The following is a 14,625-nucleotide window of genomic DNA, read 5'->3' on the forward strand; positions in this document are numbered from 1 at the left end:
ACTGGAGCCGTGCGCACTGCCAGAGCGACGGCCGCTGCCGTCACCGCCGTGCTGGGGGCCGGTGCCGCGGCGGTGGCCGCCGGCCGGCTCGCCAGCGACGCCGCGCTCAAGGCGCCCCCCGGCCGGCCCCTGCCGACCGAGCCCCGGCTCACCGTGCACGGCACGGCCGCCGGGCAGATCACCCTCACCCGGGACCTGGCCGCCCTGCGGCCCGGCCGCTACGGCCTGTCCGGCGACGGCTCCCACGCGATCGTCGGCCCCGTGCTGGCCGGCGCCCCGCACACCGCGGACACCGTCGTACGCCGCCTGGAGAGCGTCACGCACGGCACGCTGAAGCCCGGCGACAAGGCCTGGCTCACCCCGAACGTGCACGTCGGCGACCCCGGCTCCGCCCTCGGACTCGAACACGCCGACGTCGACGTACCCGGTGAACTCGGCGCCCTGCCCGCGTGGTTCGTCCCCGGCGCCCGGGACACCTGGGTGATCGCCGTGCACGGCCTGGGCGCCACCCGCGAGCTCGCGCTCAACGTCCTGGGCTTCCTGCACCGCAGCCGCTTCCCGGTGCTCGCCCTCGCCTACCGCGGCGACCTCGGCGCCCCGCGCCCGCCCGACGGCCTGAACCACCTCGGCGAGACCGAGTGGCGCGACCTGGACGCCGCGATCCGCTACGCCGTGCGCTACGGGGCCCGGCAGGTCGTCCTGCACGGCTGGTCCACCGGCGCCACCATGGCCCTGCGCGCCGCCGAGCGCTCCGGACTGCGCGAGCGTGTCTCCGGACTGGTCCTGGACTCCCCGGTGCTCAGCTGGGAGACCACCCTGCGCGCCCTGGCCGCGGCCCGGCGCACCCCGGGCGCGCTGCTGCCCCTCGCCGTGCGCGCCGCCCAGGGCCGCACCGGCCTGTCCGGCGACCGCCGCACGGCCCCCGTCGCCTCCGACGGCCTCCGCGTGCCGGCCCTGCTCTTCCACGGCCCCGGCGACACGGTCGCCCCCTGGCGGCTCTCCCGGCGGCTCGCCGACGCCCGCCCCGACATGGTCTCCCTGCACACCGTCGGCAACGCCCCGCACGGCGCCATGTGGAACGCCGACCCCCAAGGCTACGAAGAGGCCCTGAGGCGCTTCCTCACCCCGCTCATGTGACCCGGCCTCCCGCCGCCCACCGCGCCACGGCCGGACGCACCCCCGGTTCACGCCCCCTTCGCCCCCTCGCAACCACGTCCCGGCCCCGCCCTTCACCGACCGGTCGCGAGGATTCCGTTTAGCGCCGTACCACTGGCCGGTTCCCGGCCCTCGACCGTTCCCGGGAACCGGTGCCTTGGCCTTCCCCGTCGCCCGCCGTGACATTCCGTTTGGGTTTTCGGACCGTCAACCGGAAGACTGCCCCCGTGACGTCCCGTATCCCGCGCGACTCCAGGCTCCGACTCGTCCGCCCGCGACCCCTGGCCGCCGCCCCCCGAGCGATGAACCAGCAGCGCTCGCGCCGACCCGCCCCGCGCCCCCCGGAGGGCACCCCGGCACCGGCGGAGCTGGCCAGAATGGCACGCTCAGGTCTGGCCGACGCGGCCCGCGTCGCCCGCTGGGCCGACGCCGCCCTCGGCCCCGGAGGGGACAGCGCCACCGCCGACGGCAAGGCCACCCTCTCCGAGGCGACCGCCGAACGGGCGGCTCGCGATCTCGGCCTGACCCCGGCTCAGGTCAGAGCCGACTGGGACACCGCCCGGCTCGCCGGCCTCATCGAGGTGCACGGCGACAGCGCCCGCCCCGGCTGGCGGCTGCGCGCCTGGAACCGCGACGACAGCGCCGTCCTGCGCGGCTGGGTCGCCCTCTTCGACGCCTGGTCGCTGGCCAGCCCGGAACCCCAGGAGCACGAGCCCGCGGCCGTCGCCGAGGTCGTCTCGGCCATGCCGCAGGTGCTCTCCTTCCTCCAGCTGTCCGCCGGTCCCGTCCCGGTCGAGCAGCTCCTCGACCTGCTGGAGCAGCGCGTCACCGAACTGCGCACCGAGCGCTGCGAGATCCCCTACGGCCCCCAGCCCGAGCCCGTGGCCGAGCCGGCACCCACCGACGCCCCGCTCGCGCCCCTGCTCGACTGGGCCCTGCGCGCCCTGGCCTCCGTCGGCGCCCTCACCTACGGCGACGGCCAGGCCACGCTCACCCCGCTCGGCAGTTGGGCCGTCTGGGTCAAGCTGGAGCAGATCTGCGTCGCCGCGCAGAGCCCCGCGGGGAACATCGAGCAGGGCGCCGAGGACATGCTCCGCGGCTGCGCCCAGCTGCGCCCGAACGCGGCCCGCGCCGAGTACCGCGCCTGGCTCGCCGCCCGCACCGTCGGCAGCGCCGTCACCGAGCTCCTCGACGCCGCCCGCGGCGAGGACGCCCTGCTGCGCGGCCTCGCCTTCGAGGCGCTGCGCGTGGTCGGCGCCCCCGCCGAGCCGGACGTCCGCGCCGTGCTCGACGAGCCCACGCTGAGGCCGTACGCGCTGCTGTGGCTGGCCGAGCACGACGGCGCCGACCCGGAGGACGCCCACGAGGTCCTCACCCGGCAGGAGGCGACGTGGCTGTGGGTGGACACCGCCGCCGCCGTCGCCGACCACGGGGAGGCCCCGCTGCTGGTGCGGCACCTGGAGTCCGCCGTGCAGCCGACCGTGCCGATGCTGCTGGACGAGGTACGGGCCGTGGGGCATCCGCGCACCGTGCAGGTGCTGGTCGCGCTCGCCGCCGCCCACCCCGACCCGGCCCTGGCCAAGGCCGTGCGCCGGGCCGCCTTCCAGGTGCACACGGGCGGCAGCTAGCCGCCCGTCTCGGGCGCGTACGTGCCGAAGCTCCACACATTGCCCTCGACGTCCCGGGCCATGTAGTCCCGGGAGCCGTAGTCCTGGTCCGTCGGGGGCATCAGGATCTCCACGCCGTGCTCCACGGCGCGGCGGTGGTGCGCGTCGACGTCGTCCACCACCACGTACACCCCCGTGGTGCCGGCGCCCTTCATGGCCCGGTCGAAGACGCTGCCGGTGCCGCGGGTGCCGATCATCACCGCGCCGTTGCCCTGCACCAGCTCGGCGTGCAGCACCGAGCCGTCCTCGCCCTCGTACACCGACAGCTCCGTGAAGCCGAGGGCCTCCGTGAGCTGGCGGATCGCCGCCTTCGCGTCCCCGTAGAGCAGCGTCGGGTAGATGCTGGGGCGCCCGCCGGACGTGCCTGCCATACCGATCACTCCCTCGTGCCCGGTCGTCGCAGGTCTCGACGATCCGGATGCCTCGTCCAGTCTGGCAGCGGGCACCGGCGACGACCCGTCGAGACGAACCGAACACCCGCACACAGAAAAAGTGCTTGCACGGCCCCGTTAGAATGTCCCCCATGGCCATTCTCCTCGCGCATTAGACGGCGGGAACGTCCTCAGCCGCCCTTCCCGCCCCCGCATCCGCCCTGGAGTCTGTCCGTGATCTCCGCCTCCGGTATCGAGCTGCGCGCCGGTGCCCGCGTCCTCATCGAAAACGCCTCCTTCCGCGTCGCCAAGGGCGACCGCATCGGCCTGGTCGGCCGCAACGGCGCGGGCAAGACCACCCTCACCAAGTGCCTGGCCGGCGAGGGCATGCCCGCCGGCGGCACCATCACCCGATCCGGCGAGGTCGGCTACCTCCCGCAGGACCCGCGCACCGGGGACCTCGACATCCTGGCGCGCGACCGCATCCTCTCCGCCCGCGGCCTGGACGTCCTGATCCGCAAGATGCGCGAGAACGAGCAGCGCATCGCCAACGGGCAGGGAGCCACCCGCGAGAAGGCGCTCAAGCAGTACGAGCGCCAGGAGACGGAGTTCCTCACCAAGGGCGGGTACGCCGCCGAGGCCGAGGCCGCCACCATCGCCGCCGCGCTCAACCTGCCCGACCGCGTGCTCGGCCAGCCCCTGCACACCCTCTCCGGCGGTCAGCGGCGCCGTATCGAGCTGGCCCGGATCCTGTTCTCCGACGCGGACACGCTGCTGCTCGACGAGCCGACCAACCACCTCGACGCCGACTCGATCGTCTGGCTGCGCGACTACCTCAAGACCTACCGCGGCGGCTTCATCGTGATCTCCCACGACGTCGACCTGGTCGAGACGGTCGTGAACAAGGTGTTCTACCTGGACGCCAACCGCGCCCAGATCGACGTCTACAACATGGGCTGGAAGCTCTACCAGCAGCAGCGCGAGGCCGACGAGAAGCGCCGCAGGCGCGAGCGCGCCAACGCCGAGAAGAAGGCCGCCGCGCTGCACTCGCAGGCCGACAAGATGCGCGCCAAGGCCACCAAGACCGTCGCCGCGCAGAACATGGCCCGCCGTGCCGACAAGCTGCTCTCCGGCCTGGAGGCGGTCCGTCAGTCCGACAAGGTCGCCAAGCTCCGCTTCCCCGAGCCCGCGCCGTGCGGCAAGACCCCGCTGATGGCCGAGGGCCTGTCGAAGTCGTACGGCTCGCTGGAGATCTTCACCGACGTCGACCTGGCCATCGACAAGGGCAGCCGCGTCGTCATCCTCGGCCTCAACGGCGCCGGCAAGACCACCCTGCTGCGGCTGCTGGGCGGCGTGGAGCAGCCCGACACCGGCATGGTCGTCCCCGGCCACGGCCTCAAGCTGGGCTACTACGCCCAGGAGCACGAGACCCTCGACCCGGACCGCACGGTCCTGGAGAACATGCGCTCCGCCGCGCCCGACATGGACCTCGTCGAGGTCCGCAAGGTGCTCGGCTCGTTCCTGTTCTCCGGCGACGACGTCGACAAGCCGGCCGGGGTCCTCTCCGGCGGCGAGAAGACGCGTCTGGCCCTCGCCACCCTCGTGGTGTCCTCGGCGAACGTGCTGCTGCTGGACGAGCCGACCAACAACCTCGACCCGGCCAGCCGCGAGGAGATCCTCGGCGCGCTGCGCACCTACAAGGGCGCCGTCGTCCTGGTCACGCACGACGAGGGCGCGGTCGAGGCGCTCCAGCCGGAGCGCATCATCCTGCTGCCGGACGGCGTCGAGGACCTGTGGGGCGCGGACTACGCGGATCTCGTCGCGCTGGCGTGAGCGTCAGCACCACTTGATCGAATACGTGATCAACAGCGTATGGATCATTCGGCCCATCGGTGATCCATCATCTGTGTGAGATCTCCTCGTACCGAGGTGTGTCCTACATCGATTTCGCGGCCGAGCCCCTGATCCTTCCGGGCTCGGCCGCGACGTCTTTCTGACCTGGCATTTCCCGGGGCGCTACAGCGGGCCGCCGGCGCGGCGTTCTTCGGAATCATCAATTCCGCTTGTGGGGATGTGCTCCCGTCGTCACAACCTTGTCTCACGGACCTTGCCGAATGGGTGGCCATCAGGGCCCGGAGGGGTGATCATGAGGAGACCAGAGCGCACTTCCCATGAGGAGGCACGGGTGGCCGAGACTCTGAAGAAGGGCAGCCGGGTGACCGGCGCCGCGCGCGACAAGCTCGCGGCAGACCTGAAGAAGAAGTACGACGCCGGTGCGAGCATCCGGGCGTTGGCCGAGGAGACCGGCCGCTCGTATGGCTTTGTGCACCGCATGCTCAGTGAGTCGGGCGTCACGCTGCGAGGGCGTGGCGGGGCGACCCGGGGCAAGAAGGCCACGGCCTGACCCCGGGTGGCCCCTCGGCTTCGATGGTGGCCACCCGGTCGTTCGCCTGATCGACCGGGTGGTTACTGTGCAGTCACTTAGCTGTGTCGTGCTCCGGTGCACCAGCCGGCGTACGGCATGGAAGACGACCGCACGCATCGGAGGCGTCCCATGGCTTCGCCCGACAAGGACCTCGTTCCCGTACTCGACAAGGACGGCGTACGGCTCACCGTCGACGACGCGATCGCCACGGTGACGCTGACCAACCCGGCCAAGCGCAACGCGCAGAGCCCCGCTCTGTGGCGGGCGCTGACCGAGGCCGGGCGGCAGCTGCCGGGCTCCGTCCGTGTCGTGGTGCTGCGGGCCGAGGGCAAGTCCTTCTCGGCCGGACTCGACCGGCAGGCGTTCACGCCCGAGGGCTTCGACGGGGAACCGTCGTTCATCGACCTCGCGCGCGGCGGCGACGCCGAGTTGGACGCGACCATCGCCGGATACCAGGAGGCGTTCACCTGGTGGCGGCGCAGCGACATCGTCTCCGTCGCCGCCGTCCAGGGGCATGCCATCGGGGCGGGATTCCAGCTCGCCCTCGCCTGCGACCTGCGCGTCGTCGCCGACGACGTGCAGTTCGCCATGCGTGAGACCAGCCTCGGACTCGTGCCCGACCTGACGGGCACGCATCCCCTGGTCGGACTCGTCGGATACGCCCGCGCGCTGGAGATCTGCGTGACCGGGCGCTTCGTCACGGCCGAGGAGGCCGTGCACACCGGGCTCGCCAACGTGGCCGTGCCCGCCGATCAGCTCGACGACACGGTGCGCGACCTCACCGCGGCCGTCCTCGCGGCGCCCCGCGACGCCGTCATCGAGACCAAGGCCCTGCTGCGCGGTGCCCAGGACCGCACCTACGAGGAGCAGCGGCGCGCGGAGCGCCAGTCCCAGGCCCGCAGGCTGCGGGACCTCGCCGGCGTCGGCGACTGAGACCGCCGCCCCGGCCGGGAGCGCGCTCAGCCGAGCGCGCTCACCACGACCGCCACCGTGGGGTGGTCCGGCAGGGCCGCCCCGACCGCCGCGCGGACCGCGCGGGCCACGTCACCGGCCCGGTGGCCGGTCGACACCGCCACCTCCAGCCGGACGTGGCGGTGTGTCAGCGCGGCCTCGGCGGGCACCTCCTCGATGTGCACCGGATGGCCCAGCGCCCCGGTCAGCCGGAGCACGCCCGGCACCTCAAGCGCGGCGGCGGCCACGCGGCCCTCGTCGCCGTCCGCCACCCGCTCCGCCCGCGGCAGTTCGGCGGGCGCCGCCTCGGCCGCCGCTGCCGCGTCCTTCTCCAGCAGGCCCGTCACCTTCAGGTCCACCTCGGTCACCGCCAGGCCGACCTGCCGCGTCGCCGCGCTCGCCAGCGCCTCCCGCAGCAGCGCCGCCGTCGCCGGCAGCGGCTGCGCGGCCGTGGCCGCGAACTGCGCCGTCACCCGCAGCGGCCCCGGCGGCAGGGCGCTCGGGGGCGCCGGCACGGCCGGCTCGCGCGTGTCCGCGGCGTCCGCCGGCGCGATCCGCAGCGCGTCCAGGCGCACCCCCGGAGTCTCCCGCGCCGCGCGCCTCAGCACCGCCTCCACCGCCCGCTCGGTGATCCAGGCGCCGTCCCGCGCCTCACCCAGCGGCAGAAGCCTGCCCAGACCCAGCTGATGTCTCACTGCTTGCGTCCATCGGTCGGCCGTCATTCCTCCAGCCTGCCGCATCAGAGGCGCGCTTCCGCGTAACCGTGCTTACCGTGGTCGCAGGACGACGACCGAAAGGGACGTGCGGCGATGACTGACATGACCGAGAACCGGGGCGGGGAGAGCGAGACGGCGGCGACGCGCAGAAGCCCCCTGGCCAAGCGCGGCGGCGGGGGAGACCCGGGCTCCCGGGGCCGGACGACCATCGCGGACGGCGTCGTGGAGAAGATCGCCGGGCTGGCCGCACGGGACGTGGACGGCGTGCACGCCATGGGCAGCGGGCTGTCCCGCACCTTCGGAGCCGTACGCGACCGGGTGCCCGGCGGGCAGAAGTCCGGGGTGACCCGCGGGGTGAAGGCCGAGGTGGGCGAGGTGCAGGCCGCCCTCGACCTGGAGATCGTCGTCGTGTACGGCGTGTCGATCGCGGACGTGGCCCGGGACGTGCGGGAGAACGTCATCACGGCCGTCGAGCGGATGACTGGGCTCGAGGTCGTCGAGGTCAACATCGCGGTGAGCGACGTGAAACTGCCGGACGAGGAGGAAGAGGAACCGGAGCGCCGGATCCAGTGAGGCACGGGCCAGGGCACGGCACAGCGGATGAGGAGCTGAGGAGCGCATGAGCATGGGCGTGGCCGGGATGATCGCCGGCATGGCGCTGGCCTTCGCCGGATACTTCGGCGGGTTCGGGGCGTTTCTGCTGGTGGCGGCGCTGGGCGCCGTAGGCTTCGGCGTCGGCCGGTTCCTCGAGGGGGACATGGACTTCGGCGACTTCTTCCGCAGCCGTCGTGACGAACGGCGGCGGTGACGCCCGTGAGCACGCGGGCCGGTGAGCTCGACACAGCACGGGGCGTCGTCGCGCCGGGCGAGCGGGGTGCGACCAGCATCGCCGACCGGGTCGTGGCGAAGATCGCCTCGCAGGCGGCCCGCGAGGCCGTCGGGACGCTGCCGCCCGACGTCGACCGGCCGTCGGCGAGCGTCACCGTCCACCACGACGTCGTCCACGTCCGTGTGCACGTGGAACTCGACTACCCCTGCGACATCGGCGACCGCTGCAGCCGCGTGCGCCGCCGGGTCGTCGAGCGGGTGGGCACTCTGGTGGGCATGCAGGTGCCGGAGGTCGTGGTCCAGGTCGAAGGGCTGCATCTGCCGGGGACGCCCGGCGCCGGACAGCGGAGGACGCGATGAGCGAACCCGGGGGCACGGAACCCGAGGGCACCACACAGCGCCTGCCCGTCCTGCAGAAGCCGGAGCCCGACGAGGCTGCCGGAGCCGGCCGGCCCGCGCCGCCGGCCGAAGGAGAGGGCGGCGGCCGCACGGGCCGCTTCTGGTCGGCGCGCCGCATCCCCGCGGGCATCGTCGCGCTGCTGCTCCTGGGCCTGGCGGGACTGTTCCTCTACGACATCGTCTCGGTGCGCGTCGGCCGGCCCGGCATGGGCTGGCGCCGGGACCTGGCCCGGGAGCTCGCCGAACGGCCCCTGGACGACACCTGGGTGCTGGTCGGCGCCGGGGTCGCCGCGGCGCTCGGCCTCTGGCTGCTCCTGCTGGCCCTCACCCCCGGTCTGCGGCACGTGCTGCCGATGCGCCGCACGCACGCCGGGGTCCGCGCGGGGCTCGACCGGGACGCCGCCGCGAGCGCGCTGCGCGACCGGGCCATGGAGGTGGCCGGTGTGCAGTCGGCACGGGTCAAGGTGCGCCGGCGCCGGGCGAAGGTCCGCGCCGTGTCGCACTTCCGGGAAGTGGACGAGGTGCGCACCGACTTGGACGCCGTGCTCGCCGACGCGGTGCACGGCCTGGGACTGTCCCGGCCGCCCTCGCTGTCGGTGCGGGTGCGGCGCCCGGGCCGGAAGGGGTGACGGGGATGCTCAGAGGAGTCAACCGCGTGGTGCTCGGCGTCGTGGGCCTGGTGCTGCTGGTGCTGGGCGGCTCGGTCCTGGCCGCCGGCCTCGGCGTGTCGCTGCCGTCCTGGTGGATCCACGACAGCGAGCGCGACGTGCTGCTCAGCGACGCCGAGCGCACCCGCTGGCGGGACTCCGGCTGGTGGTGGCCGGTCGTCATCGCCGCCCTCGCGGTCCTGCTGCTGCTCGCCCTGTGGTGGCTGGTCGCGGTCCTGCGCAGGCGCCGCCTCGCCGAGGTCCTGGTCGACACCGGCGACGGCGAGGGCGCGCTGCTGCGCGGCCGGGCCCTGGAGCAGGTCCTCACCGAGGAGGCGGCGCGGATCGACGGCGTCGACCGGTCCCGGGCCCATCTCCGGGGCCGCCGCACCGCCCCGGAGGCCCACGTGCGCCTCGCCCTGGAGCCGCACGTGGCCCCGGGTACCGCCCTGGACGAGTTCACGACCGGTGCCCTGACCCACGCCAGGACCTCGGCCGGGCTGGCCTCGCTCCCGGCGGAGGTGCGCCTGCGCGGGGTCAAGCACGGCGCCGAACGGGTCAGTTGAGCGGGGCGCTCAGAAGCCGTGCCGCGCCCCGCCGTCCACCGGCACCATGACCCCGGTCAGATAGGACGCGGCCGGCGACAGCAGGAACGCGGCCACCCGTCCGAACTCCTCGGGCGCCCCGTACCGCCGCAGCGGGATCCGCGACTCGGAAGCGGCCCGGGTGGCCCCCGGGTCGGCCGACAGCGAGTCCAGCTCGCGCACCCGGTCGGTGTCGATCCGCCCGGGCAGCACCCCGACCACCCGGACGCCGCGCGGCCCGAGCTCGGCGGAGAGCGACTTGGCGAACCCGGCCAGGCCGGGCCGCAGCCCGTTGGAGATGGTCAGGCCGGGGATCGGCTCGTACACCGAGCCGGACAGCACAAACCCGATGACGCCCCCGGCGTCCAGCTCGGCCGCCGCGGCGCGCGCCAGCCGCACCGCGCCGAGGAACACCGCCTCGAACGCCGTCTGCCACTGCTCGTCGGTGTTGTCGGCGACGAACCCGGCCGGCGGTCCGCCCACGCTGACGAGGACACCGTCGAAGCGCCCGAAGTGCTCCCGGGCGGCGCCGATCAGCCGGGCCGCCGCGTCCGGGTCCGCGTTGTCGACGGCCACCCCGACCGCGTTCGGGCCCAGCGCGGCGGCCGCCTCGGCGACACCCTCCTCGTCCCGCCCCGAGACGACCACCTTCGCCCCGTCCGCGACCAGCTCGCGCGCGGAGGCGTTGCCGAGGCCCCGCGTGGCCCCGGTCACGACGTACACCCGGTCCTTCAGTCCAAGATCCATGGCCCTATCCTGCCCCGTCCTCGCCGAACAGGGCGAGGGCGGTGTTCACCAGGCCGATGTGGCTGAACGCCTGCGGGAAGTTGCCGAGCTGCCGGCCGGCCACCGGGTCGTACTCCTCGGACAGCAGGCCGACGTCGTTCGCCAGCCCCACCAGCCGTTCGAACAGCTCGCGGGCCTCCTTCGCGCGGCCCGTCATGTACAGGGCGTCCGCGAGCCAGAACGAGCACACCAGGAAGGTGCCCTCGCTGCCGGGCAGCCCGTCGACGTCCGGGACCTCCGACGGGGTGGTGCTGTAGCGCCGCAGCAGGCCGCCGTGGTCCAGTTCCGCGCGGACCGCGTCGATCGTGCCGACCACCCGGGGGTCGTCCGGGGGCAGGAAGCCGACGCGCGGGATGAGCAGCAGCGCGGCGTCCAGCTCCCGCGAGCCGTAGGACTGCGTGAAGGTGTTGCGCTCGGCGTCGTAGCCCTTCTCGCACACCTCGCGGTGCACCTCGTCGCGCAGCGCGCGCCAGGCGTCCAGGTCGCCGTGCAGCTCCGGGTGGTGCTCCAGGGTGCGCACGGCGCGGTCGGCCGCCACCCACACCATCACCTTGGAGTGCACGAACTGGCGCCGGCCGCCGCGCACCTCCCACAGCCCCTCGTCGGGCTGCTGCCAGTTGGTCCGCAGGAAGTCCATCAGGGCCGTCTGCAGTGCCCACACGTCCGGCTGCGGCGACAGGCCCGACTCGCGGGCCAGCGACAGGGAGTCCATGACCTCGCCGTAGACGTCCAGCTGGAGCTGGTTGACGGCGTCGTTGCCGATGCGGACGGGCGTGGACTCGTCGAAGCCGGCCAGCCAGGGCAGCTCGAACTCGGGCAGCCGCCGCTCGCCGGCCAGGCCGTACATGATCTGCAGGTCGGCGGGGTCGCCCGCGACCGCCCGCAGCAGCCAGTTCCGCCAGGCCTCGGCCTCCTCCTGGTAGCCCGCGGCGAGCAGCGCGCCCAGGGTGAGGGTGGAGTCGCGCAGCCAGCAGTAGCGGTAGTCCCAGTTGCGCACGCCGCCCGGCTCCTCGGGCAGCGAGGTGGTGGCGGCGGCGACGATGCCGCCGGTCGGCGCGTAGGTGAGGGCCTTGAGGGTGATCAGGGAGCGGACGACCTCGTCCCGGTACGGCCCGTCGTAACGGCAGCGCGCCGCCCAGGCCTGCCAGTCCTCCACGCTGTGCCGCAGCGACTCGTAGGGGTCGACGAGCGGCGGGCGCGGCTCGTGGGAGGGGTGCCAGGTCAGGACGAACGCGACCTTCTCCCCCTTCTTCACCGTGAACTCCGCGTGCGTGCCGAAGTCCTCGCCCCAGCTGTTCACTTCCGGCTCGCTGCGCAGCCAGGTGGAGTCCGGCCCGGCGACGGCGACCCGGTGGCCGTCGGAGCGGCGCATCCACGGGACGATCGAGCCGTAGTCGAAACGCAGCTTGAGGACGCTGTGCAGCGTCACCTCGCCGTCCAGGCCCTCGACGATGCGGACCAGGTCGGGCGCCTCGTCGCGCTGGGGCATCAGGTCGGTGACCCGCACCGCCCCCTGCCCGGTCTCCCACTCGGTGTCCAGGACGAGGGTGTCGCGGCGGTAGGCGCGCCGGGTGCACCGGTCCGCTCCCACGGGGGCGATGCGCCAGTAGCCGTTGTCCTCGTCACCGAGCAGCTTGGCGAAGCAGGCAGCGGAGTCGAAGCGGGGCAGGCACAGCCAGTCCACCGATCCGTCCGTGCCGACCAGGGCCGCGGTCTGTTCGTCGCCGATGATCGCGTAGTCCTCGATGGTGGGGTGCACGCAGTGCGGGTTCCCGGCAAGTCGGCCCCGCAATCAGGGCGGGGGCCGGGGGAGTGACATTCCGTCGGCGGCCCCGGCCGGGCCGCCTACGGCCGGGTCAGACCGCCGCCGGTTCCGCCTCGTCGGCGTCCTGCTTCGCGGCCGCCGCCTGGGCGCGCTCGCGGGCCTCGCGGCGGGCCAGGATCACCCAGCCGACCGGGACGGCCGCCGAGAACAGCCACCACTGGACGGCGTACGCGTAGTTCAGCGCCGCGTCCTCCTTGCCGGGATTGCCCAGCAGCTGCGGGGTGTCGCCCGTGGGCTCGGGCGCCGTCAGGGCGATGTAGCCGCCCAGCACCCGGGCGTCCAGGCGGCGGGCCTGCTGCTCGCTGTTGATCAGCATGATCTGCCGGTCCGGCAGGTCGCTCAGGTTCTTGATGCCGCTCGCCGCGGTCGTCTCGCTGGGCATCAGCCGCCCGCGGACGGTGATCTCGCCGGCGGGCGGCGCGGGGACCTTCGGGAACGTGGTCTGGGTCGGGCCGGAGGGCACCCAGCCCCGGTTGACCAGCAGCACCTTGCCGTCCTTCAGGACGAACGGGGTCAGCACGTGGTAGCCGACCTCGTCGTCGGAGTTGGTGCGGCGGCGGACGACCACCTCGTCACCCGCGTCGAAGCGGCCCGTCGCGGTCACGGTCCGGTACCGCTCCCGGCTGGTCACGGTGTCGCCGGGCGCGGTCAGCCGCTCCACGGGCACGGGGTCGGCGGCCAGCGCGTCGGTGACCAGCTGGTTCCGGGCGGTGCGCTCCTCGTAGCGGTGCATCTGCCAGATGCCCAGTCTGATCATCGTGGGGATGAGGAGCAGGGCGATCAGCGAGAGGATCACCCACTGCCGGGACATCAGGAAGCGGTACACCCCACGACCGTACAACTCGGTCGTGGGGTGCATTCAGGCGGGTACGGGTTCAGACCTTGTCGACAATTCCCACCTTTCCCTCCGCGCGGGCGCAGTGGGCGCCGCAGTACCAGTGCCCCTCGACCTCCACGCCCTGCCCGATGATCTGCACCCGGCAGTGCTCGCACAGGGGAGCCATGCGGTGGATCGCGCAGGCGAAGCAGTCGAAGACGTGCACCGCGCCCTGCGCGTGCACCTCGAAGGTCATTCCGTACTGATTGCCACAAACCTCACAGGTCGCCATGGGCCACAGGGTGGGCCGTGGCCCGGGGCCGGGCCAGCGGCCGCCGGGCGAGTCGCCCGGCAATCACCCGTCCGTACGGTCGCCCCGCGCTCAGCCCTCGGACGCCGGCTCCACATCCGCGAGGAGCTGGCCGAAGGCCGCCTCGTCCACGACCGGCGTGCCGAACTGGCGGGCCTTGACCACCTTGGAGGTGCCCGAGTCCGGGTCGTTCGTGACGAGCAGGCTCGTCAGCCGGGACAGGCTCGTGGCCACGTGCAGCCCGGCCTCGGTCGCGCGGTCCTCCAGCAGCTCCCGCTCGGTCGAGGTGTCACCCGAGAAGGCGATCCGCATGCCCTGCTTCAGTCGCCCGCCCGGCTCGTAGCGCCCGGGGTTGGGGTAGGGACAGGCGGGGCGCTTGCGCGAGGGGCGCCAACTGGTCGGCCGGTAGCCGCCGTAGCCGGCCTGCTGCCCGATGCGGGGCGTGGCGGGGCGGTCCGACCACTCCGTCAGCGGCCGGCACTCGTGCAGCGGCAGCCGTACGTTGTTCGCGGCGGCGGCCCGCAGGCTGGGGCGGAACGCCTCCGCCAGTACGCGCGCGTCGTCCAGCGCGTGGTGCGCCCGCTGCTGCACGACGCCGAAGTGCGCGGCGAGGGACTCCAGCTTGTGGTTGGGCAGTGGCAGCCCCAGCTCCTTGGAGAGCGCGATGGTGCACAGCCGCTGCCGTACCGGCGCCTCGCGCCGGGCGCGCGCGTACTCCCGGGCGATCATCTGCCAGTCGAAGACCGCGTTGTGCGCGACCAGGACCCGCCCGGACAGCCGGGCCGCGAACTCCTCGGCGATGTCCTGGAACAGGGGAGCGCCCTCCAGCGCCTCGCTCGTCAGTCCGTGGATCCACACCGGGCCCGGGTCGCGCTCGGGGTTGACCGTCGTGTACCAGTGGTCCTCGACCTCGCCGCGCGCGTCCAGCCGGTAGACGGCCGCGGAGATGATGCGGTCGTCCCGGGCCAGGCCCGTGGTCTCCACGTCAACGACCGCGTATCCCTGGGGATACGCGGCCGGCCACGCCGTGGCGGAGAACGCTGCGGTCGTCAGGTCTTCGAGCATGGTTCCTGAGGATACGGGCCCCGACTGACACCGCCGTCCGCCAGGTGCGCTCGCGCGGTCTTTCCGATGCCCCCTCAGG

The 14,625-nt window shown here is 73.7% G+C and carries 17 protein-coding genes; 10 read left to right on the forward strand and 7 right to left on the reverse strand.

Going from position 1 to position 14,625, the window contains the following annotated elements:
- The first annotated feature begins 9 nt into the window (after nt 1-9).
- Together ACPXCS_RS29455 and ACPXCS_RS29460 are read left to right on the forward strand one after the other, a co-directional pair.
- Entirely contained in the window at nt 10-1,137 is a 1,128-nt protein-coding gene (locus ACPXCS_RS29455) for an alpha/beta hydrolase (protein ID WP_425945707.1), read from the forward strand.
- A gap of 245 nt (nt 1,138-1,382) precedes the next feature.
- Nucleotides 1,383-2,783, forward strand: coding sequence for a hypothetical protein (locus ACPXCS_RS29460; protein WP_425945708.1), 1,401 nt, complete (start codon nt 1,383-1,385; stop codon nt 2,781-2,783).
- On the opposite strand, the gene ACPXCS_RS29465 is transcribed toward ACPXCS_RS29460, so the two are convergent.
- The gene (locus ACPXCS_RS29465) at nt 2,780-3,193 is read right to left on the reverse strand and encodes a VOC family protein (protein ID WP_425945709.1); all 414 of its coding nucleotides are present in this window, start codon (nt 3,191-3,193) and stop codon (nt 2,780-2,782) included. The genes ACPXCS_RS29460 and ACPXCS_RS29465 overlap by 4 nt on opposite strands.
- Before the next feature lie 234 nt (nt 3,194-3,427).
- Between ACPXCS_RS29465 and ACPXCS_RS29470 the strand changes: the two genes are divergently transcribed.
- The 3 genes from ACPXCS_RS29470 to ACPXCS_RS29480 all read left to right on the forward strand — a co-directional run bounded on the left by ACPXCS_RS29470 (nt 3,428) and on the right by ACPXCS_RS29480 (nt 6,551).
- Nucleotides 3,428-5,026, forward strand: a complete 1,599-nt coding sequence (locus ACPXCS_RS29470) for an ABC-F family ATP-binding cassette domain-containing protein (protein ID WP_425945711.1) — start codon at nt 3,428-3,430, stop codon at nt 5,024-5,026.
- Nucleotides 5,027-5,378: 352 nt separating this feature from the next.
- The gene (locus tag ACPXCS_RS29475; protein ID WP_010037790.1) at nt 5,379-5,597 is read left to right on the forward strand and encodes a helix-turn-helix domain-containing protein; all 219 of its coding nucleotides are present in this window, start codon (nt 5,379-5,381) and stop codon (nt 5,595-5,597) included.
- A 150-nt stretch (nt 5,598-5,747) separates the two neighbouring features.
- Nucleotides 5,748-6,551, forward strand: a complete 804-nt coding sequence (locus tag ACPXCS_RS29480) for an enoyl-CoA hydratase/isomerase family protein (protein ID WP_425945712.1) — start codon at nt 5,748-5,750, stop codon at nt 6,549-6,551.
- Between the two features lie 26 nt (nt 6,552-6,577).
- Here the strand turns inward: ACPXCS_RS29480 and ACPXCS_RS29485 are convergent, their stop codons facing one another.
- The gene (locus ACPXCS_RS29485) at nt 6,578-7,291 is read right to left on the reverse strand and encodes a nucleopolyhedrovirus P10 family protein (RefSeq protein WP_425945713.1); all 714 of its coding nucleotides are present in this window, start codon (nt 7,289-7,291) and stop codon (nt 6,578-6,580) included.
- Nucleotides 7,292-7,378: 87 nt separating this feature from the next.
- Here ACPXCS_RS29485 and ACPXCS_RS29490 point away from each other — a divergent pair, with 87 nt between their 5' ends.
- Genes ACPXCS_RS29490 through amaP form a run of 5 tightly spaced genes read left to right on the forward strand, consistent with a single transcriptional unit; the run spans nt 7,379 to nt 9,725 of the window.
- Nucleotides 7,379-7,858 carry an Asp23/Gls24 family envelope stress response protein gene (locus ACPXCS_RS29490; protein ID WP_425945714.1) on the forward strand — a complete coding sequence of 160 codons (480 nt, stop codon included), beginning with the start codon at nt 7,379-7,381 and terminating at the stop codon, nt 7,856-7,858.
- A 46-nt stretch (nt 7,859-7,904) separates the two neighbouring features.
- Complete coding sequence (locus tag ACPXCS_RS29495) at nt 7,905-8,093, forward strand: hypothetical protein (protein WP_425945715.1); 189 nt, start codon at nt 7,905-7,907, stop codon at nt 8,091-8,093.
- Nucleotides 8,090-8,473 (forward strand): hypothetical protein, encoded by a 384-nt coding sequence (locus ACPXCS_RS29500; RefSeq protein WP_425945716.1) that lies wholly within the window; start codon nt 8,090-8,092, stop codon nt 8,471-8,473. The genes ACPXCS_RS29495 and ACPXCS_RS29500 overlap by 4 nt, the downstream gene beginning before the upstream one ends.
- Nucleotides 8,470-9,141, forward strand: a complete 672-nt coding sequence (locus ACPXCS_RS29505) for a DUF6286 domain-containing protein (RefSeq protein ID WP_425945717.1) — start codon at nt 8,470-8,472, stop codon at nt 9,139-9,141. The genes ACPXCS_RS29500 and ACPXCS_RS29505 overlap by 4 nt, the downstream gene beginning before the upstream one ends.
- A gap of 5 nt (nt 9,142-9,146) precedes the next feature.
- Complete coding sequence (amaP, locus tag ACPXCS_RS29510; RefSeq protein ID WP_425945718.1) at nt 9,147-9,725, forward strand: alkaline shock response membrane anchor protein AmaP; 579 nt, start codon at nt 9,147-9,149, stop codon at nt 9,723-9,725.
- 9 nt (nt 9,726-9,734) lie between these two features.
- On the opposite strand, the gene ACPXCS_RS29515 is transcribed toward amaP, so the two are convergent.
- From ACPXCS_RS29515 to ACPXCS_RS29535, 5 genes are all read right to left on the reverse strand, one after another.
- The gene (locus tag ACPXCS_RS29515; protein ID WP_425945719.1) at nt 9,735-10,490 is read right to left on the reverse strand and encodes an SDR family oxidoreductase; all 756 of its coding nucleotides are present in this window, start codon (nt 10,488-10,490) and stop codon (nt 9,735-9,737) included.
- Between the two features lie 4 nt (nt 10,491-10,494).
- Nucleotides 10,495-12,288 carry a glycoside hydrolase family 15 protein gene (locus tag ACPXCS_RS29520; RefSeq protein ID WP_425945720.1) on the reverse strand — a complete coding sequence of 598 codons (1,794 nt, stop codon included), beginning with the start codon at nt 12,286-12,288 and terminating at the stop codon, nt 10,495-10,497.
- Nucleotides 12,289-12,385: 97 nt separating this feature from the next.
- A complete protein-coding gene (locus ACPXCS_RS29525; protein WP_425945721.1) occupies nt 12,386-13,180 on the reverse strand; it encodes an SURF1 family protein in 795 nt (264 codons plus the stop codon).
- A gap of 49 nt (nt 13,181-13,229) precedes the next feature.
- Nucleotides 13,230-13,463 (reverse strand): hypothetical protein, encoded by a 234-nt coding sequence (locus ACPXCS_RS29530; protein ID WP_425945722.1) that lies wholly within the window; start codon nt 13,461-13,463, stop codon nt 13,230-13,232.
- 90 nt (nt 13,464-13,553) lie between these two features.
- A complete protein-coding gene (locus tag ACPXCS_RS29535) occupies nt 13,554-14,546 on the reverse strand; it encodes a DEDDh family exonuclease (protein WP_425945723.1) in 993 nt (330 codons plus the stop codon).
- Nucleotides 14,547-14,625 lie beyond the last annotated feature (79 nt).

This window comes from Streptomyces sp. DT190 (genome assembly GCF_049846985.1).
In the GTDB taxonomy this organism is placed as follows: domain Bacteria; phylum Actinomycetota; class Actinomycetes; order Streptomycetales; family Streptomycetaceae; genus Streptomyces.

What these genes read in the sequence shown, in the direction of transcription:
- ACPXCS_RS29465 (WP_425945709.1), bottom strand. Translation starts at nt 3,193, where the DNA reads ATGGCAGGCACGTCCGGCGGGCGCCCCAGCATCTACCCGACGCTGCTC.
- ACPXCS_RS29480 (WP_425945712.1), top strand. Translation starts at nt 5,748, where the DNA reads ATGGCTTCGCCCGACAAGGACCTCGTTCCCGTACTCGACAAGGACGGC.
- ACPXCS_RS29485 (WP_425945713.1), bottom strand. Translation starts at nt 7,291, where the DNA reads ATGACGGCCGACCGATGGACGCAAGCAGTGAGACATCAGCTGGGTCTG.
- ACPXCS_RS29490 (WP_425945714.1), top strand. Translation starts at nt 7,379, where the DNA reads ATGACTGACATGACCGAGAACCGGGGCGGGGAGAGCGAGACGGCGGCG.
- ACPXCS_RS29495 (WP_425945715.1), top strand. Translation starts at nt 7,905, where the DNA reads ATGAGCATGGGCGTGGCCGGGATGATCGCCGGCATGGCGCTGGCCTTC.
- ACPXCS_RS29505 (WP_425945717.1), top strand. Translation starts at nt 8,470, where the DNA reads ATGAGCGAACCCGGGGGCACGGAACCCGAGGGCACCACACAGCGCCTG.
- amaP (WP_425945718.1), top strand. Translation starts at nt 9,147, where the DNA reads ATGCTCAGAGGAGTCAACCGCGTGGTGCTCGGCGTCGTGGGCCTGGTG.
- ACPXCS_RS29515 (WP_425945719.1), bottom strand. Translation starts at nt 10,490, where the DNA reads ATGGATCTTGGACTGAAGGACCGGGTGTACGTCGTGACCGGGGCCACG.
- ACPXCS_RS29530 (WP_425945722.1), bottom strand. Translation starts at nt 13,463, where the DNA reads ATGGCGACCTGTGAGGTTTGTGGCAATCAGTACGGAATGACCTTCGAG.
- ACPXCS_RS29535 (WP_425945723.1), bottom strand. Translation starts at nt 14,546, where the DNA reads ATGCTCGAAGACCTGACGACCGCAGCGTTCTCCGCCACGGCGTGGCCG.